A 25,654-nucleotide genomic window follows, 5' to 3' on the forward strand; every position below is an offset into this window, starting at 1 on the left:
GAGAGTGGACGGCATGAGCAACCCAGTGACCCATCAGGCCCCAGCGGCCCACCCGTCGGCGTCCCGGCAGCCGTCCCTTCCCGGACCGGCCGGGGCGCGCACCGTACGAGCGGCCTTCGCGTTCAGCCTGGCCGCGCTGAACCTGCGCATCGCCGTCGCGTCCCTGTCCCCCGTACTCACGGAGGTCCAGCACGACGAACACCTCTCATCGTTCGGCGGCGGCGCCCTCTCGACGGTGCCGGTCGTCTGCTTCGGGGCGTTCGCGTTCCTCGCGCCTCGGCTCACCCGCCGCTGCGGACCCCACCACCTGCTGTGGTACGCGCTGCTCGCGCTGACCGGCGGCATCGTGCTGCGCTCGGTCCCGGGAGTGCTCGCCCTGTTCGGCGGCACCCTGATCGCCGGTGCGGCGATCGCGGTCGGCAACGTCCTCATGCCGCAGCTCATCAAGCACGACTTCGCCGGCCGCGCCGGACTGATGCTCGGCTGCTACTCCCTCGCCCTGTCCGCCGGAGCCGCGCTCGCCGCGGGCGTGGTCGTCCCGCTGGAGTCGGCCACCGGCTGGGGCTGGCGGCAGGTGCTCGCGCTGGGGGCGATCCCGTCCCTCATCGCCGCTCTCGCCTGGCTTCCCGAACTGCTCGTGCCGGACCGGCGTTCCCGGAACCGCCGACGGCAGGAGCTGGTGAGGCAAGCAGGGGCCGATACCGCCGCGCCCACACCCAGGGCGCTGTGGCGCGACCGAACCGCCTGGGCGGTGACCCTGTACATGGGTCTGCAGTCCCTCGGCTACTACGCGATCCTCTCCTGGCTGCCGACGCTCCTGCAGGACCACGGCATGAGCGACAGCCAGGCCGGATGGATGCTCTCCTTCTCCAGCTTCCCCGGCATGGCCGCGTCCTTCGCGGCGCCCTGGCTACAGCAGCGCCTGCGCCCGGCCTTCGTCTCGCCCCTGGCGGCCGCCCTGCTGTGCGCGACCGGCTTCGTCGGCCTGCTCACGTCCCCCGTGTCGGGCGCCTACCTCTGGATGACCGCCCTCGGACTGGGCCAGGGCCTCGCCATCAGTCTCGCCCTCGGCTACATCGTCGCCCGCTCGCCCGACGCGCACCACACCGGGCGGCTCTCGACGATGGCCCAGGGGATCGGCTACCTCATCGCCTGCCTCGGCCCGCTCGGTCTCGGCCTGCTGCGCTCCGCGAGCGGGGGATGGTCGCTGCCGGTCGCCGTACTGCTCGCGGTGCTCGCCGCGCAGACCGTCGCGGCCTTCGGCGCGAGCCGCGACCGCCACGTCCTGGCGTCCTCCTGAAGGGCAGCGGTCCGCGACCAGGGCACCGACATGGTGACGGTCCGTCAAGTACGGTCTGCCGGTCGTCTTTGCGCATGTTTTGGACAGCCGTGCTGCTTCCGACAGGGCCCGGGCGCGGCGGTGCGAGGATGTCCGTGGACGCCCTCCGAGTACGCTGCTGCGGCGCGCCGCGGAGGGCGAGGCGCTGGCCGTCTCGCCGGTAGTGGGACGACACCCCTGGTGGTGCGGGTTGTGCTGGTAAGACCGCACCGCTGACGGTTCCTGGGGCCCCCGGTTCCCGCCGCTGCGGCGCGGACCGGACGAGGGGGCTACCCGATGCTTTCGATCACCCAGTTACCGCGGCCGCAGGGCCGATCGCGCCGACGCGTCGCGGCGCTGGCCCTGTCCGGTGCGCTGGCCGCGGGCGGCTTGCTGGTGGTGGCCGGTCCGGCCCGGGCCGCGACCGGCTGCACGACGGTCGTGTCGGGTGCGACGACGACGGTCACCTGCTCGGGCTCGGCCGAGGACATCCTGGTCCCGGCCGGGGTCAGTAGCGCGGTGGTGACCCTGGACGGAGCCGCCGGTGGGCCCTCGGCCAGCGGTGTGCCCGGCGGCCGGGGCGCCCACCTGGTGGCCACCATCCCGGTCACGGCGGGCACGTACCTGGCGATCTTCGCCGGTTCGAAGGGGCTGGTGGCGGGCCCCGGTCCCAACTACGGCGGAGCCGGTGGCGGCGGCGTGGCGATCGCGACCGCGACCGCCCCCGGCACCACCCTGCTCTTCGCCGGCGCCGGGGGCGGCGCGAGCGGTGCCGGCACCGGTGCCGTTCCCTTCGCGGCCGTCCCCGGTGGCGACAGCGGGAGCCCCGGAGCCGCCGGCGGTGGCGTGCCCGGGGTTGCCGCGGGTGGCGGCGGGGGCGGTGCCGGCACGCCGACCGTACCCGGTGCGGGCGGAATCGGAGGGGTGGGCAGCACGGCCTCGGGGCCGAACGGCGACCCCGCCATCGCCTCGCAGGGCAACGGCGGCCAGCTGAATTGGCACTTCCTCGCGCCGGCCGGCAGTGGCGGTGACGGCGGCGACGGCTACCCCAACGGCGGCGGCGCGGGCGGTGCCGGTGGGACCGGGAACGTGTCCGGCACGGGTGTCGCCGGGGGCGCGGGTGGCAGCGGTGGCGGCGGGGCCAGCTACATCTCCGCCACCGTTCCCGGGACGCCGTCCTCGGTGACCAATGGCGTCAACACGGGCGACGGCAAGGCCGTGATGGTGTTCACCGTCGGCGTCTGACGCCCCGCTGACGCCGACTCGCCGGCTGCCAGGGGGTGCGGCCGCAGCGCGCGCTGGAAGTTCCAGGGAGCGCCGCGGCCGGGCAGGGCCTGGGCTCTCGGGGCGGGTGACGTCAGTGCGCGGTCCAGCCGCCGTCCAGGGTGACCGAGGAGCCGGTGATGTAACCGGTGTCCGGGGAGCACAGCCACAGCGCCGCCCGGGCCACCTCCTCCGGCTCGATCAGCCGCTTGATCGCGCTGCGCTCCAGCATCACCCGCTCGATCACGTCCTCCGCCGGGATCCCGTGGGCCAGCGCCTGGTTGGCGATCTGCTCCTCCACCAGCGGGGTGCGCACATAGCCGGGGTTGATGCAGTTGCTGGTCACCCCGTGCTCGGCGGCCTCCAGCGCGACCACCTTGCTCAGCCCCTCCAGGCCGTGCTTCGCGGTCACGTAGGCGCTCTTGAACGGGCTGGCGCGGAGCCCGTGCACCGAGGAGATGTTGACCACCCGTCCCCACCCCTGCCGGTACATGTGCGGCAGGGTGCGGTGCAGGATCCGGAACGGGGCCTCCACCATCACCCGCTGGATCAGGGTGAACCGCTCCGGCGGGAAGTCCTGGAGCGGCGCCACGTGTTGCAGCCCGGCGTTGTTGACGACGATGTCGGCGTCGTCGGGCAGCGAGTCCACGGCGGCGGCGTCGGACAGGTCGACCACCAGCGCCGTGCCGCCGACCTCCGCCGCGACCCGCCGCGCGCCCTCGGCGGCGATGTCCACCACGTACACGGCGGCCCCGGCGTCGGCCAGGGCCACCGCGCAGGCCCGTCCGATGCCGCTGGCGGCGCCGGTGACCAGGGCTGTTCTACCGGTGAGGAACCGACCGGCGGTAGCGGCGGTCGCGAGTGGCCGGGCCGCGGGCGCGTCCGGGCCGGGGCTCTGATTTCTCTGCATGGTCGACACGCTAGGAAGCCGGACGGGGTCAGCACATGTGACGGGCCTCCATAGTTCCGACCGGTTTCCTGGCACTGGCGGACATACGGCCGCCGCCCGCGCGGCCACCCGCTCGGCGCAGCACAGCGGGTGGCGCGCCCCGCGCCGGTCGAGACTGGGCGGTGACCGGCTGTCCGCACCGCGATCCCCACGGAGCCACCCTGATGAACACGAAGCGGATGACGACGAAGCGGATGAAGACGAAGCGGATCAGGACGGGGCGGATCAGGACGAGGTGCCGCCTCGCGGCCGCCGCCCTGCTCACCGCTGTCGTCGTCGGGCCGGTGTCGGGCTGCGGCAGCGGCGCGGCCTCCGACCTGGCGTCCTCGGCGACCTCGGCGGCCGGCGCGCTGGGCTCCTCGGCGGCGTCGGCCGCCGCGTCGGCCGCGTCCTCGGCCCTGGGTTCGATCAAGGACAGCATCAGCGCCACCGCGGACGTCAAGGCGGCGCCGCCGGTCACCACCTCCGACGGGCGCACCACCTCCGAGTTGACGGTCAGCAACCCGACCTCGGACCAGCACACCTACACGATCTCCGTCTCGTTCAAGAACAAGGACGGTTCGCTGCTCGACGTGGTGGTGCTGACCGTCTCGAACGTGCCGGGGCACGCCACCGTCCAGTCGACCGCCCGCAGCACCCACGACATCAACGGCGCCACCAGCGCCGACGTCACCGCTGCCGTCCGACACTGAACCCGCGGCCGGAGACCAGCCGGGCCCACTCGCGGTCCGGTTCGCCCGGGACGGTGCGCCCGGCGCTGCGCCAGTCGGCGACGAGCCGGGTGTAGACCGGTTCGTCGCCGCTGGGTCGCGGCGGCGCGGGTAACCGCTCGCGTGCCGGCAGCAGGGTCACGGCGGTCCACCGGGATGAGGTCATACCAGGCAAACGCCGATCCGGCCCCGGGCGTCACGCCCGCTACGCCGACCCGGGGATCACCCTGAGTCACCGTCATCGGGCCGGTCCCCGGCGCCCCCGGCGTCCCCGGCGCCCCCGGCGTTCCCGGCGCCGTCGTCGGTCCCGGCCCGCGCCGCCGCCTCGCGCTGCTTCCGCCCCCGGCGGTGGTGCCAGACCGCCAGCGCGGCCAGGACCAGTACCGCCAGGACGATCAGCGCCACCCGGCCCGCCTCGCCGGCCACCCTCCGGTAGGCCGCGCCCGCGCTGTACCCGAGGGCGGTGTAGGTCACCCCCCAGACCAGCCCGCCCAGCGCGTTGAACAGCAGGAACGTCCGGTAGCGCAGCCGCGACATGCCCGCGATGGCGGGCATCAGGGCGCGGAAGAAGGCGATGAAGCGCCCCAGGAAGACCGCCGTCGCGCCCCGGCGCCGGACCAGGTCCTCGGCGGCGGCGATCCGGTCCTGGTGCGCCCGCAGCGGACGGGAGGTCAGGATCGCCGGGCCGAAGCGGCGGCCGACCTCGTACCCCACCGAGTCCCCGGCGATCGCCGCGAACACGACGGTGACCGCCACCCAGTAGACCGAGGCGTGTCCCTGTGCGGCGAGTGCCCCGGCCAGCAGCACGGCCGACTCGCCGGGCAGGACGAAGCCGAAGAACAGCGCGTCCTCGCAGAAGACCAGCGCCCCGACCACCGCGTAGACGCTGGGGCCGGAGAGCCCGGCGAGCCAGTCGGTGATCCGGTGCACGACCCCACCCTCGCGGTCCGGGGGCCGGGCGCCCCGCGCGACCCGCTGGTTCCGGGCGAATGCGCTCCAACGGACGCCGTTACCGGGCTCCCGGATCGCGGGGCGGGCGGGGATCGCTTTGACTGGGAGCCGGACCGCTGACGGACGGGAGGCAGCCACAGCATGCACGCCCCGGCGGTCTGGACGGACCTGGCGGCCCGCGGTCGGGCACGGGCGGTCGTGGCCAGGCAGTGGTTCGACCGGACCCGCGCCGAGGCCGAGCGGCGCTTCCCGGTGCTGACCGAGCTGACCTCGCGGCTGCTGTCGGCCAATCTGCTGGACGCCGCCAGCCGCCTCGCCGCCCAGGCCTTCCTGACCACGATCCCGTTGCTGTTCGCCTTCTCCGCGTTCGCCCCGGAGGCGGTCCGCGACCAGCTGATGAGCTCGGTCCGCGCGGTGTTCGGGCTGACCGGCGCCGCCGGCCAGCAGTTCCAGCAGGTGGTGAACGGCGGTACCGGCACCGAGGGCGAGGAGTTCCGGGAGACCACCGGCGTGATCGGGGCGCTGATGGCGCTGATCTCCGCCACCAGCTTCAGCCGGGCCATGACCCGGCTCTGCGAGCGGGCCTGGCGGCTGCCCAAGTCCGGGGCGCGGGTGGGGGCCTGGCGCTGGCTGGTGTGGGTGCTGGTGCTGGTGGCGCTGCTGCTGTTCCAGGGACCGGTGCGGGACGGCTTCGGCGCGGGGCTGTGGCTGGGTGTGCCGCTGAGCTTCCTGGACGGCGTCGCGGTCTGGTGGTGGAGCCAGCACCTGCTGCTCGCCGGGCGGGTGCCGTGGCTGCCGCTGCTGCCGGGTTCGGTGCTGGCGTCGGCGGCGCTGACCGCGATGGCGCTGACCGCCCGGATCTACATCCCGAACGCGCTGAACCGGGCCCTGGGCGAGTACGGCTCGCTGGGGCTGGTGCTGACGCTGCTGTCCTGGCTGATCGCCCTGTGCGCGGCGCTCACCTTCGCCGTCACCATCGGCGCGGTGCTGGCCGAGGGGCCGCCGCTGAACCGCTGGCTGCCGCCGGTCCCGCGCCCGCCCGCCGGGCCGGGCGCCGCGGCCGGGCCCGCCGGGCGGCCCGCCGCCGACCAGTCCGCCGCCGACCAGTCCGCCGCCGACCAGCAGGGGAGTACCGCGTGACGACGAATCCCGCCGATCCCGGTCCGCTGACCCCGGACGAGCGCGAGGAGCTGGCCCGGCTCCGGGCCGGGGCCGCCGCGCGGCGGCCCCGGCACTGGATCCGCTCGTTCTGCTCGGCGGTGCTGATCGTGATCGCCTGCGTGCTGGCGCCGCTCAGCGTCGCCTCGGTCTGGCTCTCCTCCATCGCCGGGGACACCGACCGCTATGTCGCCACGGTGGCGCCGCTGGCCGCCTCGGTGCCGGTGCAGGACGCGGTCGCCGCCCGGGCCGCGACCGCGGTGACCCAGCACCTGGACGTCAACCAGCTGCTCCAGCAGGTGGCACCGGGCGACCGGCCGGTGATCAGCAGCGTCATCGGCAAGCTCAGCGGGCCGATCAACAGCGCCGTCGCCGACCTGGTGCGGTCGCAGACCAAGAACGTGGTCTCCAGCCAGTGGTTCCGGACCTTCTGGGTCCAGGCCAACCGGCAGATCCACACCACGGTGGTGAAGGCGCTCACCGGCCAGGGCGGCGGCGCGGTCCAGCTCACCGACGACGCGGTGGTGATCGACCTGGCGCCGGTGATCGACCAGGTGAAGCAGCGGCTGGTGGCGAGCGGGGTGGGCGTGGCCGCCCGGATCCCGGAGATCCACACGGACATCACCGTGGTCAGCGCGGAGAACATCGGCAAGGCGAAGACCGGCTTCCGGCTGCTGCGGATGGTCGGTGACTGGCTGCCGGTGATCGCGGTGCTGCTGGCCGCCGCCGGGGTGCTGCTGGCCGGACGCCGCCGCCGGGCGCTGGTCGCGACGGCGCTCGGCGCGGCCTTCGCGACGCTGGTGCTGGGCATCGCGCTGGTGGTGTTCCGCGAGGTCTACCTGGACGACCTGCCCGCGACCGTGTCCCAGGCGGCGGCGGCCGACATCTACAACACGCTGGTGCGCTTCCTGCGGACGACGGTGCGGACGGTGGTGGTGCTGGGGGTGGCGGTGGCGCTCGGCGCCTGGCTCAGCGGGCCCGGGCCGCGGGCCTCCCAGGCGCGCGCGGTGTGGACCTCGGGACTGGAGGCGGTGCGGGCCGCGGCCGGACGCGCCGGGCTGCGGACCGGCCCGGTCGGCCCCTGGGTGCACCGCTACCGCACCTGGCTGACCTGGGCCTTGGTGGCCGCGGCGGCGGTGGCGCTGGCGGTCTGGTCGTACCCGACGGCCTGGGTGGTGGTCGGTCTGGCACTGGGGCTGCTGTTCGCGCTGGCGGTGCTCGGCTTCCTGGACGAGGAGGCCGGACCGGCCCCGGGCGGCTGAGCCGGACGGAGCGCCCGTCCGCCCGGTGCCGGACCGAGGGCCGGAGGGGGCCGGAGGGGGCCGGAGGGGGCCGGACGGGCCGGTCGGCCGAAGCCCCGGGTCAGTCCTCGTGCGGCGGGCTCACCCAGCGGCCGACGCCGCGGCGTACCAGCGCGTCGTCGGCCGGGGTGTACCCCAGCTCCCGGGTGATCGCCGGGCGGAAGCCCGCGAGTTGGACCTCCAGGAACCGCATCCAGGCCTCGGGGGCGATGGTGCCGGTCTCCTCGACCAGGCCGCGCAGCGCCAGCACGGCCAGGTAGACGTCGGTCAGCGTCAGGTCCGCGCGGACCCGGCCCGCCTCCTGCGCCCGCTCCAGCAGCTTGCGGACGATCGCCCAGTGCTCCTGGCGGCGCGGGTCGGCACTCGGCAGGTTGCCCTGCCAGAGCCGGGAGAGGCAGCCCTGGTGCGCCGACATCACCTTGCCGGTGAACCAGAGGCACTCCTCCAGGCCGGCGCCGCTCTCGTCCCGGGCCAGCGTCTGCCTGGTGTGTTCGAGCAGTTCCTCCATCAGCGCGTCGTTCAGCGCCAGGACCAGTGCCTCCTTGGTGGGGAAGCGCCGATAGAGGGTGCCCATGCCGACCCCGGCACGGCGGGCGATCTCCTCGACCCCGGCCTCCGGGCCGAGTTCGGCGAAGACCTCCCAGGCGGCCCGCAGCAGCCGTTGGCGGTTCTCCTCGGCGTCGCGTCGCAGTGCCTTGGTGCTACCGGTGGGCGCGGGCCGGGCCGGGTCGTCGGTCATACGGTTTTCGCTTCCTCACCCTCGGGCGCGTCCTGGGTGCCCGGAGCCTGCGTGCCGAGGTGCTCCGAGACCGTCTTCCCGGCGCTCTTGCGAGCGGCCGGAATGAGCAGCGCCGCGACCGTGGCCAGGACCGCCGCCCCGGCCATCATCCAGAAGGTGGTGGTGTATCCGGACGCCTTGGGCAGCGGGTGCGCGATCGTCACGCCGTTGGCAAGGATACTGGCCGCGATGCCGCTGCCGATCGCGCCGCCGATGGTGCGGATGTTGGCGTTCATGCCGCTGGCCACACCGGTCTGCGCGGGCGAGACCGCCTCGACCACGATCGAGGACATCGAGGAGAAGGCCAGGCCCATGCCGATGCCCATGACGCTGGACGCGACGTAGATCTCCCAGGCCCGGTCGTCGGCCGTGCCGAGCAGCACGAACGGGACGATGGTCAGCAGGCTCCCGGCGACCAGCACCATCTTGGAGCCGAAGCGGACCGACAGCGGACCGCTGAGCACACCGAAGATGAACATGCCGATGGTCATCGGCAGCATGTAGATGCCGGACTGGGTGATGCTCGCGCCGAAGCCGTACCCGGCCAGCTTCTCCGGGGTCTGCACCAGCTGCGGCAGGAAGGTCATCGTGGTGTACATCACCACGCCGAACAGCAGCGCGACCAGGTTCGCGGTCCACACGGCCGGGATCCGCATCATCCGCATGTCGATCAGCGGGGCGTCGGAGCGCAGCTCGACCATGATCCACAGCGCGGCGAAGACCACGGTGGCGACGAACAGGCCGATGATCCGGGCGGAGCCCCAGCCCCAGGTCGGGCCCTCGCTGACGGCCAGCAGCAGCGCCACCAGCCAGCCGGAGAGCAGCAGCGCGGCGCCCCAGCTGATCCGGCCGGGGGTGCGCACCGGGGACTCGGGCACCCACAGGAAGGTGGCGACGGTGGCGACACCGGTCATGATCGCGGGGAACCAGAACAGCCAGTGGTAGTCCATGTTGTCGACGATCGGACCGGCCAGCAGCAGGCCTATGCCGCCGCCGAAGGCGGTGAGCGCGGCGGTGATGCCGACGGCCCCGCGCACCCGCTCCGCGGGGAACTCGTCACGGATGATGCCGAAGGAGATCGGCAGCACGCCGCCGCCGAGGCCCTGGATCACCCGCGCGACGATCATCAGCGAGATCGAGTTCGACAGGCCCGCCAGCACCGAGCCGCCGGTCAGCGCGAGCAGCGTGACGATGAGCATCCGCTCCTTGCCGACCATGTCGCCGATGCGGCCGAGGATCGGGGTGGCCACCGAGGCCGACAGCAGGTAGCCGGTCATCAGCCAGGTCGCGGTGTCCTGGGTGGTGTGCAGGTCCGTCATCAGCGTCGGCAGCACCGGGATGACCATCGACTGGAGCAGGGAGTACGCCGCGACTCCGAGGAGTAGCACGGCGAAGGTGACGTTGTAGTGCGGACGGGTACTGGTTCGAGCCATAAGGATGCGTGTTCCCACCGAAGAGGTTAACCGGAGATTCGACTCCGCATGCGTACGCTAACATAAGCGGAGATTAAACTCCGTATCGTTTTCGGTGTGATCCGCAGCACTCTGGCCGGAACGCCAACAAGCCTCCAGCAAAGGGCAGTTGACCCTTTACCGGAGGCTTGCTCGGGCTTTGGCGGCAGTTCAGCGCCGCTTCAGTGGTGGTTCAGTGGTGGTTCAGCGCTGGTTCAGTGCCGGTTCAGCGGCGCGCCCACTCCTGCGCCAGCAGCTCGTAGGAGCGGACCCGGTCGGCGTGGCCGTGGGTGATCGTGGTGATCACCAGCTCGTCGGCGCCGGTGGCGTCCCGCAGCAGCTCCAGCTGGTCCGCCACCTGCGCGGCGGTGCCCACGAACTGGGTGTCCACCCGGTCCGCCACCAGGGCCCGGTCGGCCTCGGTCCAGGGCAGCGCCCGGGCCTCGTCCGGGGTCGGGAACTGGATCGCGCCCTCGGCGGTGCGGATGCTGCGCACCCACGGGCCGTAGCCGGTGGCCAGCTCCCGCGCGGTCGCCTCGTCCTCGGCCACCACCACGTCGGCGGAGACCGTGACATAGGGCTGCTCCAGCACCGCCGACGGGCGGAAGGCGGCCCGGTAGCCCTCGGCGGCCTCCAGCACCGTCCCCGGGCTGACGTGGTAGTTCGCGGCGAACCGCAGCCCGTTGGCACCGGCGACCTCGGCGCTCTCGCCGCCGCTGCTGCCGAGGATCCACACCTGCAGGTCCGCGCCCTCGCCGGGCACGATGTGCGCCTCCACGCCGTCCGCCGAGCGGTAGTCGCCGCGCAGCAGCGCCAGGATGTCGCCCACCTGCTCGGCGTAGTCCTGCGGCTGCGCGCCTGCCTGCACCAGCAGCTCCTTGTGCAGGGCGAAGCGCGGGGACTTCAGCAGCCCCTCGAAGTTGAACTTCGGCGGGATCAGCAGCCCGTTCGGGGCCCGGCCGTCCACCACCGGCGTCCCGCCGACCAGGGCGGGCTGGCGCACCGGCGCGGCCGGTCGGCCGCCGGAGCGGCCGAGGCCGAGGTCCAGCCGCCCCGGGTGCAGGGCGTCGACCAGGCCGAACTCCTCCACCGTGGACAGCGCGGTGCGGTGCCCGAGCTGCACCGCGCCGGAGCCGATCCGGATGGTCGAGGTGGCCGACGCGGTCAGCGCCAGCACCACCGCCGGGGAGGTCCCGGCGACGCCGGGGTTGAGGTGGTGCTCGGCGAACCAGTAGCGGGCGTAGCCGAAGCGTTCCGCCTGCTGGGCGAGGTCGATGGTGTTGCGCAGCGCCTCGGTGGCGTTCGATCCGGAGGAGATCGGCACCAGGTCGAGGACGGCGAGCGGAGTCGTGCTCATGAGCGGTACCCCTTTCGGGCAGCTGCCTCGGAGAGGCTTCAGGGAGTTGTCGGGACGGGCTCGGCGGGGTCGACCGGGGCCCACGGCCACGGCGGGTCCGGGATCTCGCGGCGCAGCACCGGCGCGATCTCCGACTGGAACAGCTCCAGCGAATCCCGGTGCTGACTCTCCGTCAGGCCGCTTGCCTCGGCCCGGATGTGCTGCACCGTGTGGCCGAACTGCTCGTGGTAGCGGTGCACTTTCTCGATCACCTGCTGCGGACTGCCGATCAGCGCCGAGCTGCGCTCCACGAAGTCCTCCAGGCTGGTGAACACCGGCTCCAGGCCGTGCTGTTTGAGGAAGCCCAACTGAGCCTCGAACAGCGGCCGGTAGGCGCTCACCGCCTCCTGCGAGGTGCGCGCCGCGTAGTACCCCGCGCTGCCCGCGCCGACCGCGATCGCCGCCGGGTCGTGGCCGTAGTGCTCCCAGCGCTCCCGGTAGTAGCGGACGAGTTCGGCGTAGGGCTCGATCGGGTTGGTGACGTTGGCGGAGAACAGCGGGTCGCCGTAGCGGGCCGCCAGGTCCACCGACTCCCGGCTGGTGGCGCTGCCGTGCCAGACCCGGACCGGCCGTTGCAACGGACGCGGCCACACCTCGGCGTCGTGCAGCGAGGGGCGGAACTTCGCCTCGGCGGTGACCTTGCCGTTGCGCCAGATCTGCCGGAACAGCTCGTAGCTCTCGGCGTTGCGGTCCCACTGGTCCTCGGGGGTGACCTGGAACAGCTCGCGCTGGGCCGAGCCGTTGCCCTTGCCGATGATCAGCTCAAGCCGTCCGCCGGAGAGGTGGTCCAGCGTGGCGTAGTCCTCGTAGGCGCGCACCGGGTCCAGCAGGCTGAGCGTGGTGACCGCGGTGAACAGCCGGATCCGCGAGGTCAGCGCGGCGATGTGGCTGAGCACCACCGGCGGCGAGGAGGAGATGAACGGGCGCTCGTGCCGCTCGCCGACGCCGAAGCCGTCGAAGCCCAGCTCCTCGGCCAGGACCGCGTTGTCCAGCACCTCGCGGAAGCGCTCGCCGGTCGGCTGGTACTCCCCGGTGACCGGGTCGGGGAAGTGCGTGATCAGGGTGATCGCCAGGAACTTCACGAGGCCACCGCCTCGGCGGCGGCCGCCGGGGTCGGCGTGCCGAGCCCGAGGTGGTCGCGCAGCGTCTCGCCCTCGTACTCGGTGCGGAACACCCCGCGCTCCTGGAGCAGCGGCACCACCGTGTCGGCGAACTCGTCCAGGCCGGACGGCGTGATGTGCGGGACCAGGATGAAGCCGTCGCTGGCGTCCTCCTGCACGAACTGGTTGATGGTCTCGGCGACGGTGGCCGGGGTGCCGATGAAGGACTGGCGTCCGCCGACGGCGGCGATCAGCTCGCGGATGGAGAGCTTCTCCGCCTCGGCCCGCGCCCGCCACTCGTTGGCCAGCTCGATCGGGTCACGGCCGTTGCGGACGCTGGCCCGGCCCTTGGCGATGGTGTGCTCGCCGATCAGCGGGTCGATCTCCGGCAGCGGCCCGTCCGGGTCGTAGGCCGAAAGGTCCCGGTTCCACACCTGCTCCAGCAGCTTGATCGCGGTCTGCCCGCTGAACTGCTGGAGCCGTACCTCGTGCGCCAGTTCGGCGGCCTCGGCCTCGGTGTCGCCGAGGACGAAGGTCGCCGCCGGGAGGATCAGCAGCTGGTCGTGGCCGCGGCCGTAGCGGGCCAGTCGGCCCTTGACGTCGGTGTAGAAGGCCTTCCCGGCGTCCAGGGTGCTGTGCCTGCTGAAGATCGCGTCGGCGGTGGAGGCGGCGAACTCGCGGCCCTCCTCCGAGTCCCCGGCCTGGAAGATCACCGGTCGCCCCTGCGGGCTCCGCGGGACGTTGAACTGCCCGCCGATGTCGAAGTGATCGTCCTGGTGGCGGAACGAACCGGCGAGCGGGTCGGTCAGGAAGACCCCGGAGTCCTTGTCGGCGGCGATCTCGTCGCCGCGCCAGGAGTCGAACAGCTCCCAGGCGGTGTCCAGGAACTGCTTGGCCCGCGAGTAGCGCTGCTGCTGCTCCAGGAAGCCGCCGCGGCGGAAGTTCTCGCCGGTGAAGGCGTCCCAGGAGGTGACCACGTTCCAGGCGGCGCGCCCGGCCGAGAGGTGGTCCAGGCTGGCGAACTGCCGGGCGACCTCGTAGGGCTCGTTGAACGTCGAGTTGATGGTGCCGGTCAGTCCGAGCCGGTCGGTGACCGCGGCCAGGGCGGCCAGCACGGTGAACGTGTCCGGGCGGCCGACCACGTCCAGGTCGTAGATCTCGCCGCCCTGTTCGCGCAGGCGCAGGCCCTCGGCGAGGAACAGGAAGTCGAACTTGGCCCGCTCGGCAGTCTGCGCGAGGTGAACGAAGGACTCGAACTCGATGTGGCTGCCGGAGCGCGGATCACTCCAGACGGTGGTGTTGTTGACGCCGGGGAAGTGCGCGGCGAGGTGGATCTGCTTGACGGGCTTGCTCATGGTCGGACAGTCCTTCCGGGCGTCAGATAGCGGCGGCGACAGGGGAGTTGGCGTAGCGGTTGGCCGGGCGCGGCAGGCCCAGCAGGCCGCGCAGGGTGTCCGCCTCGTAGCCGAGCCGGAAGGCGCCGCGCCGTTGCAGCTCCGGCACCAGCCGCCGGGTGATCTGCTCCAGGTCGTCCGGCAGCGCGCCCGGGCGCAGTCGGAATCCGGTCAGCCCGGCCTGCTGCAACTCCAGCAGCAGATCCGCGAGTTGGGCGGCGGTTCCGGTGAAGATCCGGGCGTCGCTCTGGAGTTCGGCACCGGCGAGCTGGTCCAGCCGGTCCTTGCGGTCCGCGGCGGCGGCAGCGTCGTCGTCCAGGAACACCACCAGGTCGCCGAAGACGTGCAGGGTCTCCCCGGCGCGCCCGGCGGCGGCCTGCTCGGCGCGGATCTCGGCGGTGATCTCCCGGGCGTGGGCGGCGTCGCGCGGGGTGACGTAGCCGACGTCGGTGGCGCGGGCGATCAGCTGGTACGGCACGGTCATGTGGCCGAGCGCGGTGACCAGCGGCTGGCCCTGCGGCGGGCGGGGCGTGATCGACGGGCCCTTGACGCTGAAGTACTCGCCCTGGAAGTCGATGTAGTGCAGCTTCTTGCGGTCCACGAAGCGGCCGGTGGCGGTGTCGCGGATCTCCGCGTCGTCCTCCCAGCTGTCCCAGAGCCGGCGCAGCACCTCGACGTAGTCGGCGGCCTCGTCGAAGCGGGCGGTGATCGCCTGCTGGAACTCGGGGGAGGCGAACCCGGCCGCGTCGGTCGGCAGCGGCGGGAACTCGCGGCGGCCGAAGTGCGCGGTCTCGTCCGGGCGGCCGGAGATCTGCACCCGGATCCCGGCCCGGCCGCCGCTGACGTAGTCGAGGGTGGCGATGGCCTTCGACAGGTGGAACGGCTCGGTGTGGGTGGCGATGGCGGTCGGCACCAGGCCGATCCGGCGGCTCAGCGGCGCGATCCGCGCGGCGATCAGCACCGCGTCGAGCCGTCCGCGCACCTGGTCGGTACGGTCGTCCGGGCCCTGGAGGGGCTGCGTGGACTGGAGGCTGAGCGAGTCCTCGATGGTGACGAAGTCCAGCAGTCCGCGCTCGGCCTCGGCGACCAGGTCGCTCCAGTAGCGAGCGGTGAGCAGTTCGGCCGGGCGGGCGCGGGGTTCGCGCCAGGCGGCCGGGTGCCAGCCGGCGCCGTCGAGGGCGACGGCGAGGTGCAGCGGCGCGGCGGGGGAGCCTTCGACGTCGGCGGCGTCGTCGGCGGCGGGCGATATGGGGGAGGAGGGCATGACAGATTCGCTCTCTACTCGGCTGCGCACGTGCTGACGACGTCCGCAGCCCCGGAGTGGGTGAGGCTGACAGTGCTGGCGCTGATCTGGCGCTGGGGAGCGGGCCGGGGCGGCGGACCGGTTCTGGGTCGGTCGGGGGTGTGCCTGCGGCGGACGCCTACGGATGCGGTGCGGGACGCTGCCGCTGGACCGCTGAGGGGGACCGGTTTCCGGTCAGCCGTGCGGAACGGGCGTCGTCAGCTCGTACACAGCGCGCCGGCGACGCGCTGCAGGTCGATGTGGCGGCGGGAGAAGGACCCGAGGAGGCCGCCGCGGGGCTCGATCGCGGGGAACGCGTGCGTCTGCCGTGCCTGCACTCTCGTCACCTCCGCCTCGATCGGCCCGAGCCGTTCGCTCCCGCGCTTGCGGTACCCGGTCGGGCCCGCCTGGTCGTCACCTGGAGCACCCCGCCGCGTGAGGAGGGTTGCCGGTCAGCAAGCCAGGGCTTGTCGCTGACACTCATGACCTGCGGGGAGGCTATCCGGGCGGGGGAGTCGATGGCAATCCCCGACGCCCGCGCCGGACCGCCCCCGATATCCGCGGGAAGGGTATCCGTGCAGGCCAGCGACGTGCGGCGGGTGGATCAGCAGTCACGGCCATGATCGCGGCTGACGCCCCTGGTCTCGATCGGCAAGACGCCTGCCGCCCACGCTTCGGGAAATGGGCGATTTCCCACAATAGTGACAAAATGATACGGATGTCATGACGTGCCGAGCAGGCCTCGTCATCACACCTCGTCACCGTCGGGAGGGCCTCGCCATGGATGCTCGTCCCCCGGACGACGCCGACCCGGTCGACGCCGCCGACCCCGATCGGCCCGGGGCGCGGCAGCTGGCGCTGGAGCCCCGGCTGGCACTGGCGGCGCAGGCGGCCAAGGCCGGGGCCTACGAGTGGGACATGGTGACCGGCGCCATCTTCTGGGACGAGGTCGTCTGCCGCCTGGTCGGCGTCGCCCCGGACGAGTTCGACGGCCGCGCCGAGGCCTTCTTCGCGGCGCTGGACCCGGCGGACGCCGCCCGGCTGGCCGCGTCCACCGCCCGGGTCATCGAGACCGGCGGCGCGTACCGCAACTGGTACCAGGTGAATCACCCGGACGGCCGGGTGCGCCGGATCGAGGAGCGCGGCGAGGTGCTGTTCGGCGCCGACGGCCGCCCGGAGCGGTTCATCGGGCTGCTGCTGGACCGCACCGACGAGGGCCCGGACCCGGTCAACCTGGCCCGGCCGACCGATCCGGCCAGCGCCCAGGAGTCCGGCTCCACCGCGCTCAGCGGCCTGCTCACGGCCCGCAGCGACGACAGCTCCTTCGTGCTGATCCTCGCCCGGGCGCTGTCCCGGGCCACCACCGTCGCCGACGTGCTGCGGGTGATGACCGACATCGCCCGCCCCTCCCTGGGCGCCGACAACCTGCTGATCGACGTGATCTACGAGGACGACTCCTCCTGGATCGGCGCCGCCGCCTACGGCGAGCACGTCCGCGAGAGCCTGACCGGGCTGCGCGACCAGGCGGCCGAGGCGATGCGCACCGCCGTCACCGAGTCCCGGCCGCTGTTCGTCGAGGACATCGAGGTGCGCGGCCCCGACGGCGGGGTCATCGAGACCCGCTCCTGGGCGGTGCTGCCGCTGTCCAGCTCGGACGTGTGGGTCGGCGCCTGCCTGTTCGCCTTCACCGGCAGCCGGGTCTTCGACGACGAGAAGCGGGCCATGTTCACCGCCCTCTCCGGCATCCTGGCCCAGGCCCTGGCCCGGGCCAAGCTCTACGACACCGAGCACCAGCGGGCCACCCAGCTGCAACGGGCGATGCTGCCGCGCCGCCTGCCCGACCTCGCGGGCTTCGACAGCGTCGTCCGCTACCTGCCCGCCAGCGCCGGGATGCTCGCCGGTGGCGACTGGTACGACCAGCTGCGGCTCGCCGACGGCAGCGTCGGCCTGGTCATCGGCGACGTCCAGGGCCACAGCGCCGAGGCGTCGGCGGTGATGGGGCAGCTGCGGATAGCGATCCGGGCCTTCGCCGCGGAGGGCCACGGCCCGTCCGAGGTGCTGGCCCGCACCGGGCGGCTGCTGGCCGGACTCGACACCGACCTGTTCGCCACCTGCTGCTACCTCCAGCTGAACCCGGACACCGGCGAGCTGCTGGCCGCGCGCGCCGGGCACCCGCACCCGGTCATGATCAACTGCACTCGGCCCCGGGTCAGCGAGTTCGCCATCCCCGGCGGCCCGCCGCTGGGCGTCGACCCGAGCGCCACCTACCCGTGGACCAGGACGGTGCTCGCCCCCGGTGACGCGCTGCTGCTCTACACCGACGGCCTGGTCGAGACCCGCCAGGACGACATCGAGGAGTCGGTGCGGGCGATGCTCTCGCGGATCCAGGACTGCCTGCGCGGCACGCCGCCGCCGGGCACGGACACCGGCGCGGACCGGCTCGACCAGCTCGCGGAGTGCCTGGTGCGCCCGGTACTGGCGGTCGTCCCGCGCCAGGACGACGTGGCGCTGATGCTGGTCCGCCGCCTGCCCGAACCCCGCTGACCCCCGGTCCGGCCGCCGGGGCCGCGCCGCTGACTTGCGCCGCGCCGCGCAGCGGGCAGAGTGGAACCAGGGCCCGTGCCGCACCCCAGGAGGCAGACCGTGGACGACCTCGGAAAGCTCTGCGAGGAACACCTCGCCAAGGCCCACGCCGACCCCCACGGCCGCAGCGCCCACCTGCTGCTGCACCAGGGCCCGCTGCGGCAGACCGTGATCGCGCTCACCGCCGGATCGGTCCTGGACGAGCACAACGCCCCCCTGGCCGCCAGCGTCCAGACCCTGCGCGGCGCCGTCACGCTCACCACCGCCACCGCCGAACACCCCGTCCCGCTGGGCGCCCTGCACCCCGTGCCCCGGGAACGCCACGGCCTGCGCGCCCTGGAGGACGCGGTGGTACTGCTCACCGCGGTCACCGCGGTCGACTAGTTAGGACTTGCCCGCCGATCATGTGACCGTCGCCTTCTGCGTGACGATGCCAGGCCATACCTTGGCCCGGCTCGCCCGGGGAACGTCGCGGCCTGCATGGCCGCCTGCGGGACCTCACAGAACACCGATGCTGCGGCTTCGCGGGCATCGGCTTCGGCGGCGGCCCGCTCGCGGCGCTCCCTGTCCGACAACTGCGCCGTCTGGGCGTAGCGCTGCGACTTCACCCAGGCGGCGGCCTCGTCCTTCGAGGTGAATCCCAGCTCGTCCAGCAGGGACTTCGAGGCGGCGCGGCGCCCCTGCTCCTTCTTCCGGGCGAGGAGCTTGCCCAGTGTCTCCTGGTCCACTGCGAGCGCACCGCCGGTGCCGGGGTTCGAGATGTCGTCCTCGGAGGCGCCGAGAATGGGCGGATCGGTCGGCCGTCCTTGCGGTAGCCGATGATCGAGTCCGGGCCGGGCAGAGACCGGGCCACGGTGGCAACTCCGTTCAACGCCCCCGCGCCGACGATCAGTGAATGGCGATCAGCGTCAGGATTATATAGGGAGTGCCCAAATAATCCAGGGCGTATCTCGCCAAAGTTCCTCAAAGCAAGCCATTATCAGCCCACGTCAAGTCTCATGCAAAATTATGACCAAGTCGCCGCGAGGCCCCCGAGAGGCATGGAATCTGATAAGGCCAACACGCGGAGAATGGGGAATCATTTGTTCCGGAACATACGTGCCGTCGTACTTGCCGTCGCTCTCACGTTAGGCATTTCCTGGGGGAACTCGGCAGTGGCGTCCGCGATGCCCAGCGCATCCACGGTCTCAGTTCAGCAACAGATCAAGATCGCAGAAATTCCCGCCAAGGCATGCCACGTGGTCGCCCACGCAGCACCCGGCCCCCATGAACCGAAAGAGCTTTGCGAGGGCGCGCGCCAAGCGACTCCCTCGCCCGGACTCATATCCGAACTGCGCAAACAGCAGTCCAAGCAACGCCAAATCAGGAATCGAACCGACCATGCAGCCGACACCGTAACCATAGGCCCTACGGGAAGTGTCGACTATCCTGTCCCCTCTCAGTGCAACAGCCTGTTCAGCGTCCCATCTCTAGGGATCAGCAACCCTGACAGGTTCACGACCTGCAGTGCGTCCCAATGGGACATCTACACGTGGACGACCGACAACGACGGCGACACGGAGATCACTGGCGAAGTGTATGTGACGGATTACCAGTGGATCCTGTACAGTCCCTCGCTCACCGGTAGTTGGATTCACGAGCTGGCCATGTACAACAGCAATGGCTGGGGTGACCTCAGCGAGGGCGCTGAGCTCTCCATCTCGAACCTCTGCGACACCAACCAGTCGACCTGCCTGGCAGCAGAACTAGAACCAGCTGGATCAAATGACGGAACTCCGACATTCTTCGCCAACGACACTACGGAGAACGACTTCGTGTGGCAGGGATTCGACGCTGGTCCTGCATCAACCGTAGGAACTACCGTCGCCAATTCCATTGATAGTCTGGACGGATTCCTTGGCGTCTGGTTTCAGTCCCCAACCTATGGCTTCGGCGTAATCGAAAACGGTTCATACGACGGGCAAAGCGGCACGATGCCAGGTCGCTGTGACAACGTCCTCACCACCACGGACGCCTGTGTAAACGAGGACAACATCCCCACACTCACCTACGACTCCACTAAGAACCCGCTCGTCGCGCCCGTTGCGCAGCATATCTACAACGCCCAGCAAGCCGGAGCTTTGTCCATCCAATGGGGCGTGCCCGGCGGCAGTTTGCTGACACGCGACACCTCGGCTTCCGACATAGCAGCGAATCGCACCGCCGCCTGCGGCAGCGTCACCGTGCCAACCGGCGACTCGTGTGATGAGTTCCCCATGGCTAGCACCTATCAAGGAGCATCCTTCAGCGGCCCGGGGAACTTCTCCACCGCAATCGTCCCCAAGTCGGCAAATGACTCTCAGGGAGGGCTCACCGGCGGCTTCTACAGCGCGAACCGCGTAATCGACGGTGACCCATTCTACGTACTTGCCATCCTGCCCAACGGCACGCCATCGTGGTGACATGAGTCATCCAACTCCCGCCCCCGGTCCGGAAGTGATCACGATCGGTGTCCAGGACGGACAGTACGTCTTAGAGTCGTCCCCTCTGCGAAACAACGCATGGCCGGATCCGTCGGACGGCCTGACCACCGGCGAGGAGAACTGGTTAGCAGTCATCACCGGCACAGAGTGGGGGGACGTGAGCGTTGAGGTCCGCGTCCTCACGAGCCCGCCAGCCATCCTCGATAAAGAGTGGGAAATGGTCGTAGAGCGTGATCTTGCTACCAAGTCTGGCGAGATTGCAATCCGTGACCTCTACTCCGTTCCCCCAATCCACACGGTGCGGCTCAGCCCGGGACTACTTCGAGTGCGAGTACACGTCAGGGGCCGGTCTGGGACGCCTCCTGAGACGTCATCGGCTAGCCCCGCAGAGACACACCTGATCCAAATATGGCCCGTGAAGCACGAAAGTCCCGCCGCCATCCTCGCAGGGCCGGACTCAACTGCCCACAGCTACCGATAACCGTCTCAGCTGCCCCGGCGGCCTGTTCTCGGGCCGACGCCGCCGGGGCAGCTGAGACGCGATTGGACGCGCACCTATCCCTCCGCGCCCGGCTCCCCGTCAGCTGTCAGCGTTCGGGCTTTGGCGAGCAGCACCGTACCGGTCTCGGGGTCAGCCGGGCCAAGCCCGAGGTAATCGTGCACGGCGCCGTTGTCGCTGGTCGCGTCGGCCAGCTGTGTCGCCGAGGCGAAGTCGCTGTATGCGCATTCTGCTGCGGGCTGGATGTAAGGAACGTCCCATGTCCACGGCTCGCCCTGTCCGCTCTCGCGCTCACCCGGACTGCGACATGAGCCGTTGTGATGGGGGTCGTAGTACCCAACGGCAAGGACGTTGACGGTGCCGTCGAAGCTGAGCGGCCACGTGATGTCGGTAGTTGATCTTGTGCGGGTGCGGGTTCGCAGATTGTCCAAAAGAGGCCGCCCCTTGCGACGAGGCCCTTGGGGCGGCCTGCGTCGGGCGGGGAAGTACGGTCCGCTGCTGCGTCATCTGGCAGAAGGAGGCACGCGGTTGACGAAGCCTCTGCGTCGTTGTGAACAAGGCGAGCGTTGCCTGATGCGGCACTGGCTAGCTTCGGGCGGGCGCCGGGGTCGGGGCGCGCGGGTTCTGGCGCCGGGGTGAAGTCCCGGCATTCGCAGGGCAGATGATCGATTTCCGGAACCTGTGCAGAACCTTGACATGTTCTCGGTCCTGCCCTAAACCTCTCTCTGAGAGAGCGCTCTCTCGGCCCTTTCCCGCCCCCACCGAGGGCACGTCCCCCCACCCCTGGCGAGCCGACCTCCGGCGCCCTGGGCTGCCGCTTCGCGGCCGCACGGCGACGCCGGGCCCCGGCATGCCCTGGCGCGTCCGCAGGCACCACCATCCGGCCCCGGCCGGGCCGGTCGTACCCACCGACCCACCCATCGACCGCGCCCGCGGCCGGGCACCGGGGAGCAAGACCTGGCAACCGAGAGGAACACGATGAGATCCTTCCCCCGACCACGGCCACCGGCGCCCGCGCGCCGCGGGTCGCGACCACCCCGCCGCCGACCCGCCTTCCGTGCGGTGCTCACGGTGCTGGCGCTGTTCACGCTGTCGCTGGCCGGTGCGCACACCGCGGCCTACGCCGCGGCCGGTGCCCCCTTCGGCGGTACCGCCGCCGCTGTGCCGGGTACCGTGCAGGCGGCGAACTACGACACCGGCGGCCAGGGCGTGGCGTACAGCGTCACCGCCGCCAACGGCACTGCCAACAGCTACCGTTCGGACGGCGTCGACCTGGAGGCCACCGCCGACACGCAGGACACCAGCGCGGCCGGTGGCGCCGACGACATGGGCTGGACCACGGCCGGACAGTGGTTCAACTACACCGTCAACGTCGCCACCGCCGGGACGTACAGCGTCGCCTTCCGGGTGTCCTCGCCGTACGGGATCACCGACGCGCTGCACGTCGCCAACTCCGCCGGGACCAACCTGAGCGGCGCGGTGGCGGTGCCGAACACCGGCGGCTACGAGACCTGGACCACGGTCACCGCCAGCGTCACCCTGCCCGCGGGCCAGCAGACGCTCACCGTCGACCAGGACTCCAACGGCTGGAACTTCCACTACCTGACGTTCACTCAGGGGACTTCGGGTGGTGGCGGCGGCGGATCCAGCGGCGGCAAGCCGTTCGGGGGGACTCCGGCCGCGCTGCCGGGCACCGTGCAGGCGGCCAACTACGACACCGGCGGCCAGGGCGTGGGGTACAGCGTCACCGCCGCCAACGGCACTGCCAACAGCTACCGTTCGGACGGCGTCGACCTGGAGGCGACCGCGGACACCGCGGACACCACCGCGGCCGGTGGCGCCGACGACATCGGCTGGACCGGGGCCGGGCAGTGGTTCGACTACACCGTCAACGTCGCCACCGCCGGGGTCTACACGGTCAGCTTCCGGGTGGCCTCGCCGTACGCGATCGCTGACGCGCTGCACATCGCCAACGCCGCCGGGACCAACCTGACCGGCTCGGTGGCGGTGCCGAACACCGGCGGCTACCAGACCTGGACCACGGTCACCGCCAGCGTCACCCTGCCCGCCGGTCAGCAGACGCTCACCGTCGACCAGGACGCCACCGGCTGGAACTTCCACTACCTCGCCTTCACCCAGGGCACCGGCGGCGGGGGCGGCGGCACCGGCGGCGGCGGTACCGGTCCGACCGAGTACTGCGGCACGCAGGACCTCGCGCTCGACCAGCCGACCACGGCCTCCTCGACCCAGGACGCCACCGACTACCCGGCGGCCGACGCCACCGACGGCGACCCGGGCACCCGTTGGTCCAGCGCGGCCAGCGACCCGCAGTGGCTGGAGGTCGACCTCGGCTCCCAGCAGCAGATCTGCGACATCGGCATCCTGTGGGAGGACGCCTACGCCACGGCGTTCCAGGTGCAGGTGTCCAACGACAACTCGACCTGGACCACGGTCTACTCCACCACCACCGGCACCGGCGGCACCCAGTCGTTCCCGGTCTCGGCCACCGACCGGTACGTGCGGATGTACGGCACCGCCCGGGGCACCCAGTTCGGCTACTCGATCTTCGAGTTCGACGTCTACGGGCTGACCACCGTCGCCCCGGTCACCGGCGGCAACGGCACCGGCGGCAACGGCACCTGCTCGTGGGTGGGTTCCACCGCGCCGGTCTCGCAGCGGGTCCAGCAGGTGCTCAACACCATGGACCAGTCGGAGGAGCTCAGCCTGGTCGCCGGTGACGGCGGCTCGACCTACATCGGCCAGATCCCGGCCATCCCCGACCTGTGCATCCCGCCGACCAACATGGAGGACGGGCCGAACGGGGTCGGTGACGGGGCCGGCGGCGTGACCGCCTTCCCGGACGGCGAGAACGCGGCCGCCACCTGGGACCCGTCGCTGATCCAGCAGGAGGGGACGGCGATCGGCAACGAGTTCGCCGGGAAGGGCGTGAACGTCTCCCTCGGCCCGACCACCAACCTGGTGCGCGACCCGCGTTGGGGCCGGACCTACGAGACCTACGGCGAAGACCCGTACCTCGCCGGTCAGATCACCTCGGCCGAGGTCCAAGGCCTGCAGAGCCAGGGCGTGATGGCCATGGTGAAGCACACCGCGGCCTACGACCAGGAGGAGTACCCCAACAACAACAAGGATGAGACGGTCAGTCAGAAGGCGCTGGAGGAGCTGTACCTGGCTCCGTTCCAGTCGGCCATCGAGCAGTCGGCACCGGCCGCGATGATGTGCTCCTACGCCGTGGTCAACGGCGACGCCTCCTGCCAGAACGCCGACATCCAGCAGGAAGGGCTCGACGCGCAGGCGAACTTCGGCGGCTACATCACCTCGGACTGGGGCGCGGACTACTCCAGCGTCCCGTCGACCGAGGCCGGGATGGACGTGGCGATGCCGTTCTCGGACGCGAGCGCCCTGTCCTCCGCGCTGACCGCGGGCACCCTGAGCCAGGCGACGCTGAACGCGAACGTCGCCCGGATCCTGACCCAGATGTTCGCCTTCGGCATGTTCGACAACGCCCAGACCGGTTCCCTCACCACCAGCGTCACCACCGCGGCGCACCAGCAGACCGCGCTGCAACTCGGTGAGGAGGGCACGGTCCTGCTGAAGAACAACGGCCTGCTGCCGCTCAACCCGAACGGCAACGAGTCGATCGCGGTGATCGGCACCGACGGCGGCGCCGGAGTGGAGCTCGCCGGCGGCGGCAGCGGCACGGTCACCAGCTCCAACACGATCTGGCCGATCACCGGCATCCAGAACGCGGCCGGGCCGAACGTCAAGGTCAGCTACACCCAGGGCAACGACAACGGGACCACCGACATCCCGCAGGCCGTCGCCGCGGCCCAGGCGGCCACCGACGCGATCATCTACGTGAACGCGCCGGAGGGCGAGGAGACCGACCTGACCACGCTGGACCTGTCCAGCACCGACGAGACGATGATCGCGGACGTGGCGGCGGTGAACCCGAACACCGTCGTGGTGGTCAACAGCGGTTCGCCGGTGGTCATGCCGTGGCTCAACTCGGTGGCCGGGGTGTTCGAGAACTGGTACGGCGGACAGGAGACCGGCGCCGCGATGGCCGCGCTGATCTTCGGCACCGCCAACCCGTCCGGCAAGCTGCCGGTGACCTTCCCGAGCAGCCTGAGCCAGGTCCCGGCGCAGACCACCGCGCAGTGGCCGGGCACCACCGCCGGGATCGACTTCAGCGAGGGCGTGAACATCGGGTACCGGTGGTACCAGTCGCAGAACATCACCCCCGCGTTCCCGTTCGGCTTCGGGCTGTCCTACACGAAGTTCTCCTTCTCCAACCTCAACGTCGGCGCGTTCAACGCCAACGGCACGGCCACGGCGACGGCGACGATCACCAACACCGGGTCGGTCGCGGGCGCGGACGTGGCCCAGCTGTACGTCGGCGACCCGGCCGCCAGCCAGGACCCGCCGGAGCAGCTCAAGGCCTTCCAGCGGGTGAACCTCAACCCGGGGCAGAGCAGCACCGTCACCTTCCCGCTGACCGTCCACGACCTGGCGAACTGGTCGGCGACGGACAACCAGTGGGAGGCCCCGGCGGGAACGTACTCGATCAGGGTCGGGGACGCGTCCAGCAACCTGCCGCTGACCGGATCCACCAGCCTGGCCCAGGAGTTGACCGGGCAGATCGCCGCCGGGGCCTCGGCCGCGGGCGTCTCCCTGGCCAACACCGCGGTCAGCGCCAACGTCACCCCGAACTCGGGCGTGCCCGGCGCGGAGACCGTCGGCGTGGTCAACCCCTTCGGCTACAGCAGCCCCAAGGGCACCGCGTTCTCCTTCGCGGTGCAGGCCGTGGACTCCAACCCCGCGCAGTCCCTGACCTTCACCGCCACCGGACTGCCGCCCGGCGTCAGCATCGCCGCCAACGGCACCCTCTCCGGCACCGGCACCACCCTCGGCACCTACACCGTCACCGTCACCGCCACCGACACGAAGGGAGTCTCCGGATCGGCCACCTTCGTGTGGTCCGTGGTCCAGTGACCGACCCGCGCAGCTAGCGGACCACCCCGCCGCGCGGGACCGGACT

21 protein-coding genes and 1 riboswitch are annotated in these 25,654 nt (G+C 71.6%); of the genes, 9 read left to right on the forward strand and 12 right to left on the reverse strand.

Annotation, left to right across the window (positions count from 1 at the left end; translation table 11 throughout):
• Positions 1-13: 13 nt before the first annotated feature.
• Positions 14-1,300: an MFS transporter gene (locus GXP74_RS07205; protein WP_225447774.1), complete on the forward strand. Its 1,287-nt coding sequence runs from the start codon at positions 14-16 to the stop codon at positions 1,298-1,300.
• Positions 1,301-1,615: 315 nt separating this feature from the next.
• Positions 1,616-2,563 (forward strand): hypothetical protein, encoded by a 948-nt coding sequence (locus GXP74_RS07210; protein WP_182450558.1) that lies wholly within the window; start codon positions 1,616-1,618, stop codon positions 2,561-2,563.
• Between the two features lie 112 nt (positions 2,564-2,675).
• Here GXP74_RS07210 and GXP74_RS07215 read toward each other — a convergent pair whose 3' ends face one another.
• A complete protein-coding gene (locus GXP74_RS07215; protein WP_182450559.1) occupies positions 2,676-3,491 on the reverse strand; it encodes a 3-hydroxybutyrate dehydrogenase in 816 nt (271 codons plus the stop codon).
• A 203-nt stretch (positions 3,492-3,694) separates the two neighbouring features.
• On the opposite strand from GXP74_RS07215, the gene GXP74_RS07220 reads away from it, so the two are divergent.
• Positions 3,695-4,222 carry a hypothetical protein gene (locus GXP74_RS07220; protein WP_225447775.1) on the forward strand — a complete coding sequence of 176 codons (528 nt, stop codon included), beginning with the start codon at positions 3,695-3,697 and terminating at the stop codon, positions 4,220-4,222.
• Here the strand turns inward: GXP74_RS07220 and GXP74_RS07225 are convergent.
• Both GXP74_RS07225 and GXP74_RS07230 read right to left on the reverse strand, forming a co-directional pair.
• The gene (locus GXP74_RS07225) at positions 4,200-4,382 is read right to left on the reverse strand and encodes a hypothetical protein (RefSeq protein ID WP_182450560.1); all 183 of its coding nucleotides are present in this window, start codon (positions 4,380-4,382) and stop codon (positions 4,200-4,202) included. The two genes, GXP74_RS07220 and GXP74_RS07225, sit on opposite strands and share 23 nt — an antisense overlap.
• Before the next feature lie 80 nt (positions 4,383-4,462).
• On the reverse strand, positions 4,463-5,170 hold the full coding sequence (locus GXP74_RS07230; RefSeq protein WP_182450561.1) for a DedA family protein: 708 nt from the start codon (positions 5,168-5,170) through the stop codon (positions 4,463-4,465).
• A 162-nt stretch (positions 5,171-5,332) separates the two neighbouring features.
• On the opposite strand from GXP74_RS07230, the gene GXP74_RS07235 reads away from it, so the two are divergent.
• A complete protein-coding gene (locus GXP74_RS07235; protein WP_182450562.1) occupies positions 5,333-6,331 on the forward strand; it encodes a YhjD/YihY/BrkB family envelope integrity protein in 999 nt (332 codons plus the stop codon).
• On the forward strand, positions 6,328-7,611 hold the full coding sequence (locus tag GXP74_RS07240; RefSeq protein WP_182450563.1) for a hypothetical protein: 1,284 nt from the start codon (positions 6,328-6,330) through the stop codon (positions 7,609-7,611). The genes GXP74_RS07235 and GXP74_RS07240 overlap by 4 nt, the downstream gene beginning before the upstream one ends.
• 100 nt (positions 7,612-7,711) lie before the next feature.
• Here the strand turns inward: GXP74_RS07240 and GXP74_RS07245 are convergent, their stop codons facing one another.
• From GXP74_RS07245 to GXP74_RS42050, 7 genes are all read right to left on the reverse strand, one after another.
• Positions 7,712-8,389, reverse strand: a complete 678-nt coding sequence (locus GXP74_RS07245) for a TetR/AcrR family transcriptional regulator (protein WP_182450564.1) — start codon at positions 8,387-8,389, stop codon at positions 7,712-7,714.
• The gene (locus GXP74_RS07250) at positions 8,386-9,861 is read right to left on the reverse strand and encodes an MFS transporter (RefSeq protein WP_182450565.1); all 1,476 of its coding nucleotides are present in this window, start codon (positions 9,859-9,861) and stop codon (positions 8,386-8,388) included. The genes GXP74_RS07245 and GXP74_RS07250 overlap by 4 nt, the downstream gene beginning before the upstream one ends.
• A 244-nt stretch (positions 9,862-10,105) precedes the next feature.
• Positions 10,106-11,236 carry an LLM class flavin-dependent oxidoreductase gene (locus GXP74_RS07255; protein ID WP_182450566.1) on the reverse strand — a complete coding sequence of 377 codons (1,131 nt, stop codon included), beginning with the start codon at positions 11,234-11,236 and terminating at the stop codon, positions 10,106-10,108.
• 38 nt (positions 11,237-11,274) lie between these two features.
• On the reverse strand, positions 11,275-12,357 hold the full coding sequence (locus GXP74_RS07260; protein WP_182450567.1) for an LLM class flavin-dependent oxidoreductase: 1,083 nt from the start codon (positions 12,355-12,357) through the stop codon (positions 11,275-11,277).
• Positions 12,354-13,730 (reverse strand): NtaA/DmoA family FMN-dependent monooxygenase, encoded by a 1,377-nt coding sequence (locus GXP74_RS07265; protein ID WP_182450568.1) that lies wholly within the window; start codon positions 13,728-13,730, stop codon positions 12,354-12,356. Before GXP74_RS07265 ends, GXP74_RS07260 begins: the two co-directional genes overlap by 4 nt.
• A gap of 22 nt (positions 13,731-13,752) precedes the next feature.
• The gene (locus GXP74_RS07270; RefSeq protein WP_182450569.1) at positions 13,753-15,033 is read right to left on the reverse strand and encodes an LLM class flavin-dependent oxidoreductase; all 1,281 of its coding nucleotides are present in this window, start codon (positions 15,031-15,033) and stop codon (positions 13,753-13,755) included.
• Positions 15,034-15,269: 236 nt separating this feature from the next.
• The gene (locus GXP74_RS42050) at positions 15,270-15,398 is read right to left on the reverse strand and encodes a putative leader peptide (protein WP_370468391.1); all 129 of its coding nucleotides are present in this window, start codon (positions 15,396-15,398) and stop codon (positions 15,270-15,272) included.
• 28 nt (positions 15,399-15,426) lie between these two features.
• A riboswitch (SAM riboswitch) is annotated at positions 15,427-15,539 on the reverse strand.
• A gap of 292 nt (positions 15,540-15,831) precedes the next feature.
• Between GXP74_RS42050 and GXP74_RS07275 the strand changes: the two genes are divergently transcribed.
• Together GXP74_RS07275 and GXP74_RS07280 are read left to right on the forward strand one after the other, a co-directional pair.
• Positions 15,832-17,595, forward strand: coding sequence for a SpoIIE family protein phosphatase (locus GXP74_RS07275; RefSeq protein WP_182450570.1), 1,764 nt, complete (start codon positions 15,832-15,834; stop codon positions 17,593-17,595).
• A 99-nt stretch (positions 17,596-17,694) separates the two neighbouring features.
• Positions 17,695-18,018 carry a cupin gene (locus tag GXP74_RS07280; RefSeq protein WP_182450571.1) on the forward strand — a complete coding sequence of 108 codons (324 nt, stop codon included), beginning with the start codon at positions 17,695-17,697 and terminating at the stop codon, positions 18,016-18,018.
• Here GXP74_RS07280 and GXP74_RS07285 read toward each other — a convergent pair.
• Positions 18,015-18,362: a hypothetical protein gene (locus tag GXP74_RS07285; protein WP_182450572.1), complete on the reverse strand. Its 348-nt coding sequence runs from the start codon at positions 18,360-18,362 to the stop codon at positions 18,015-18,017. The two genes, GXP74_RS07280 and GXP74_RS07285, sit on opposite strands and share 4 nt — an antisense overlap.
• A gap of 438 nt (positions 18,363-18,800) precedes the next feature.
• Here GXP74_RS07285 and GXP74_RS07290 point away from each other — a divergent pair, with 438 nt between their 5' ends.
• A complete protein-coding gene (locus GXP74_RS07290) occupies positions 18,801-20,075 on the forward strand; it encodes a NucA/NucB deoxyribonuclease domain-containing protein (RefSeq protein WP_182450573.1) in 1,275 nt (424 codons plus the stop codon).
• 576 nt (positions 20,076-20,651) lie between these two features.
• Here GXP74_RS07290 and GXP74_RS07295 read toward each other — a convergent pair.
• Positions 20,652-21,026 carry a hypothetical protein gene (locus GXP74_RS07295; RefSeq protein ID WP_182450574.1) on the reverse strand — a complete coding sequence of 125 codons (375 nt, stop codon included), beginning with the start codon at positions 21,024-21,026 and terminating at the stop codon, positions 20,652-20,654.
• 631 nt (positions 21,027-21,657) lie between these two features.
• Between GXP74_RS07295 and GXP74_RS07300 the strand changes: the two genes are divergently transcribed.
• Positions 21,658-25,608: a glycoside hydrolase family 3 C-terminal domain-containing protein gene (locus tag GXP74_RS07300; RefSeq protein WP_225447776.1), complete on the forward strand. Its 3,951-nt coding sequence runs from the start codon at positions 21,658-21,660 to the stop codon at positions 25,606-25,608.
• The last annotated feature ends 46 nt before the right edge of the window (positions 25,609-25,654 follow it).

Source organism: Streptacidiphilus sp. P02-A3a (assembly GCF_014084105.1).
In the GTDB taxonomy this organism is placed as follows: domain Bacteria; phylum Actinomycetota; class Actinomycetes; order Streptomycetales; family Streptomycetaceae; genus Streptacidiphilus.

Coding starts and splice junctions, on each gene's coding strand:
- GXP74_RS07245 (WP_182450564.1), bottom strand. CDS start 8,389: ATGACCGACGACCCGGCCCGGCCCGCGCCCACCGGTAGCACCAAGGCA.
- GXP74_RS07265 (WP_182450568.1), bottom strand. CDS start 13,730: ATGAGCAAGCCCGTCAAGCAGATCCACCTCGCCGCGCACTTCCCCGGC.
- GXP74_RS07235 (WP_182450562.1), top strand. CDS start 5,333: ATGCACGCCCCGGCGGTCTGGACGGACCTGGCGGCCCGCGGTCGGGCA.
- GXP74_RS07210 (WP_182450558.1), top strand. CDS start 1,616: ATGCTTTCGATCACCCAGTTACCGCGGCCGCAGGGCCGATCGCGCCGA.
- GXP74_RS07215 (WP_182450559.1), bottom strand. CDS start 3,491: ATGCAGAGAAATCAGAGCCCCGGCCCGGACGCGCCCGCGGCCCGGCCA.
- GXP74_RS07220 (WP_225447775.1), top strand. CDS start 3,695: ATGAACACGAAGCGGATGACGACGAAGCGGATGAAGACGAAGCGGATC.
- GXP74_RS07205 (WP_225447774.1), top strand. CDS start 14: ATGAGCAACCCAGTGACCCATCAGGCCCCAGCGGCCCACCCGTCGGCG.
- GXP74_RS07270 (WP_182450569.1), bottom strand. CDS start 15,033: ATGCCCTCCTCCCCCATATCGCCCGCCGCCGACGACGCCGCCGACGTC.
- GXP74_RS07255 (WP_182450566.1), bottom strand. CDS start 11,236: ATGAGCACGACTCCGCTCGCCGTCCTCGACCTGGTGCCGATCTCCTCC.
- GXP74_RS07250 (WP_182450565.1), bottom strand. CDS start 9,861: ATGGCTCGAACCAGTACCCGTCCGCACTACAACGTCACCTTCGCCGTG.
- GXP74_RS07275 (WP_182450570.1), top strand. CDS start 15,832: ATGGATGCTCGTCCCCCGGACGACGCCGACCCGGTCGACGCCGCCGAC.
- GXP74_RS07290 (WP_182450573.1), top strand. CDS start 18,801: ATGCCCAGCGCATCCACGGTCTCAGTTCAGCAACAGATCAAGATCGCA.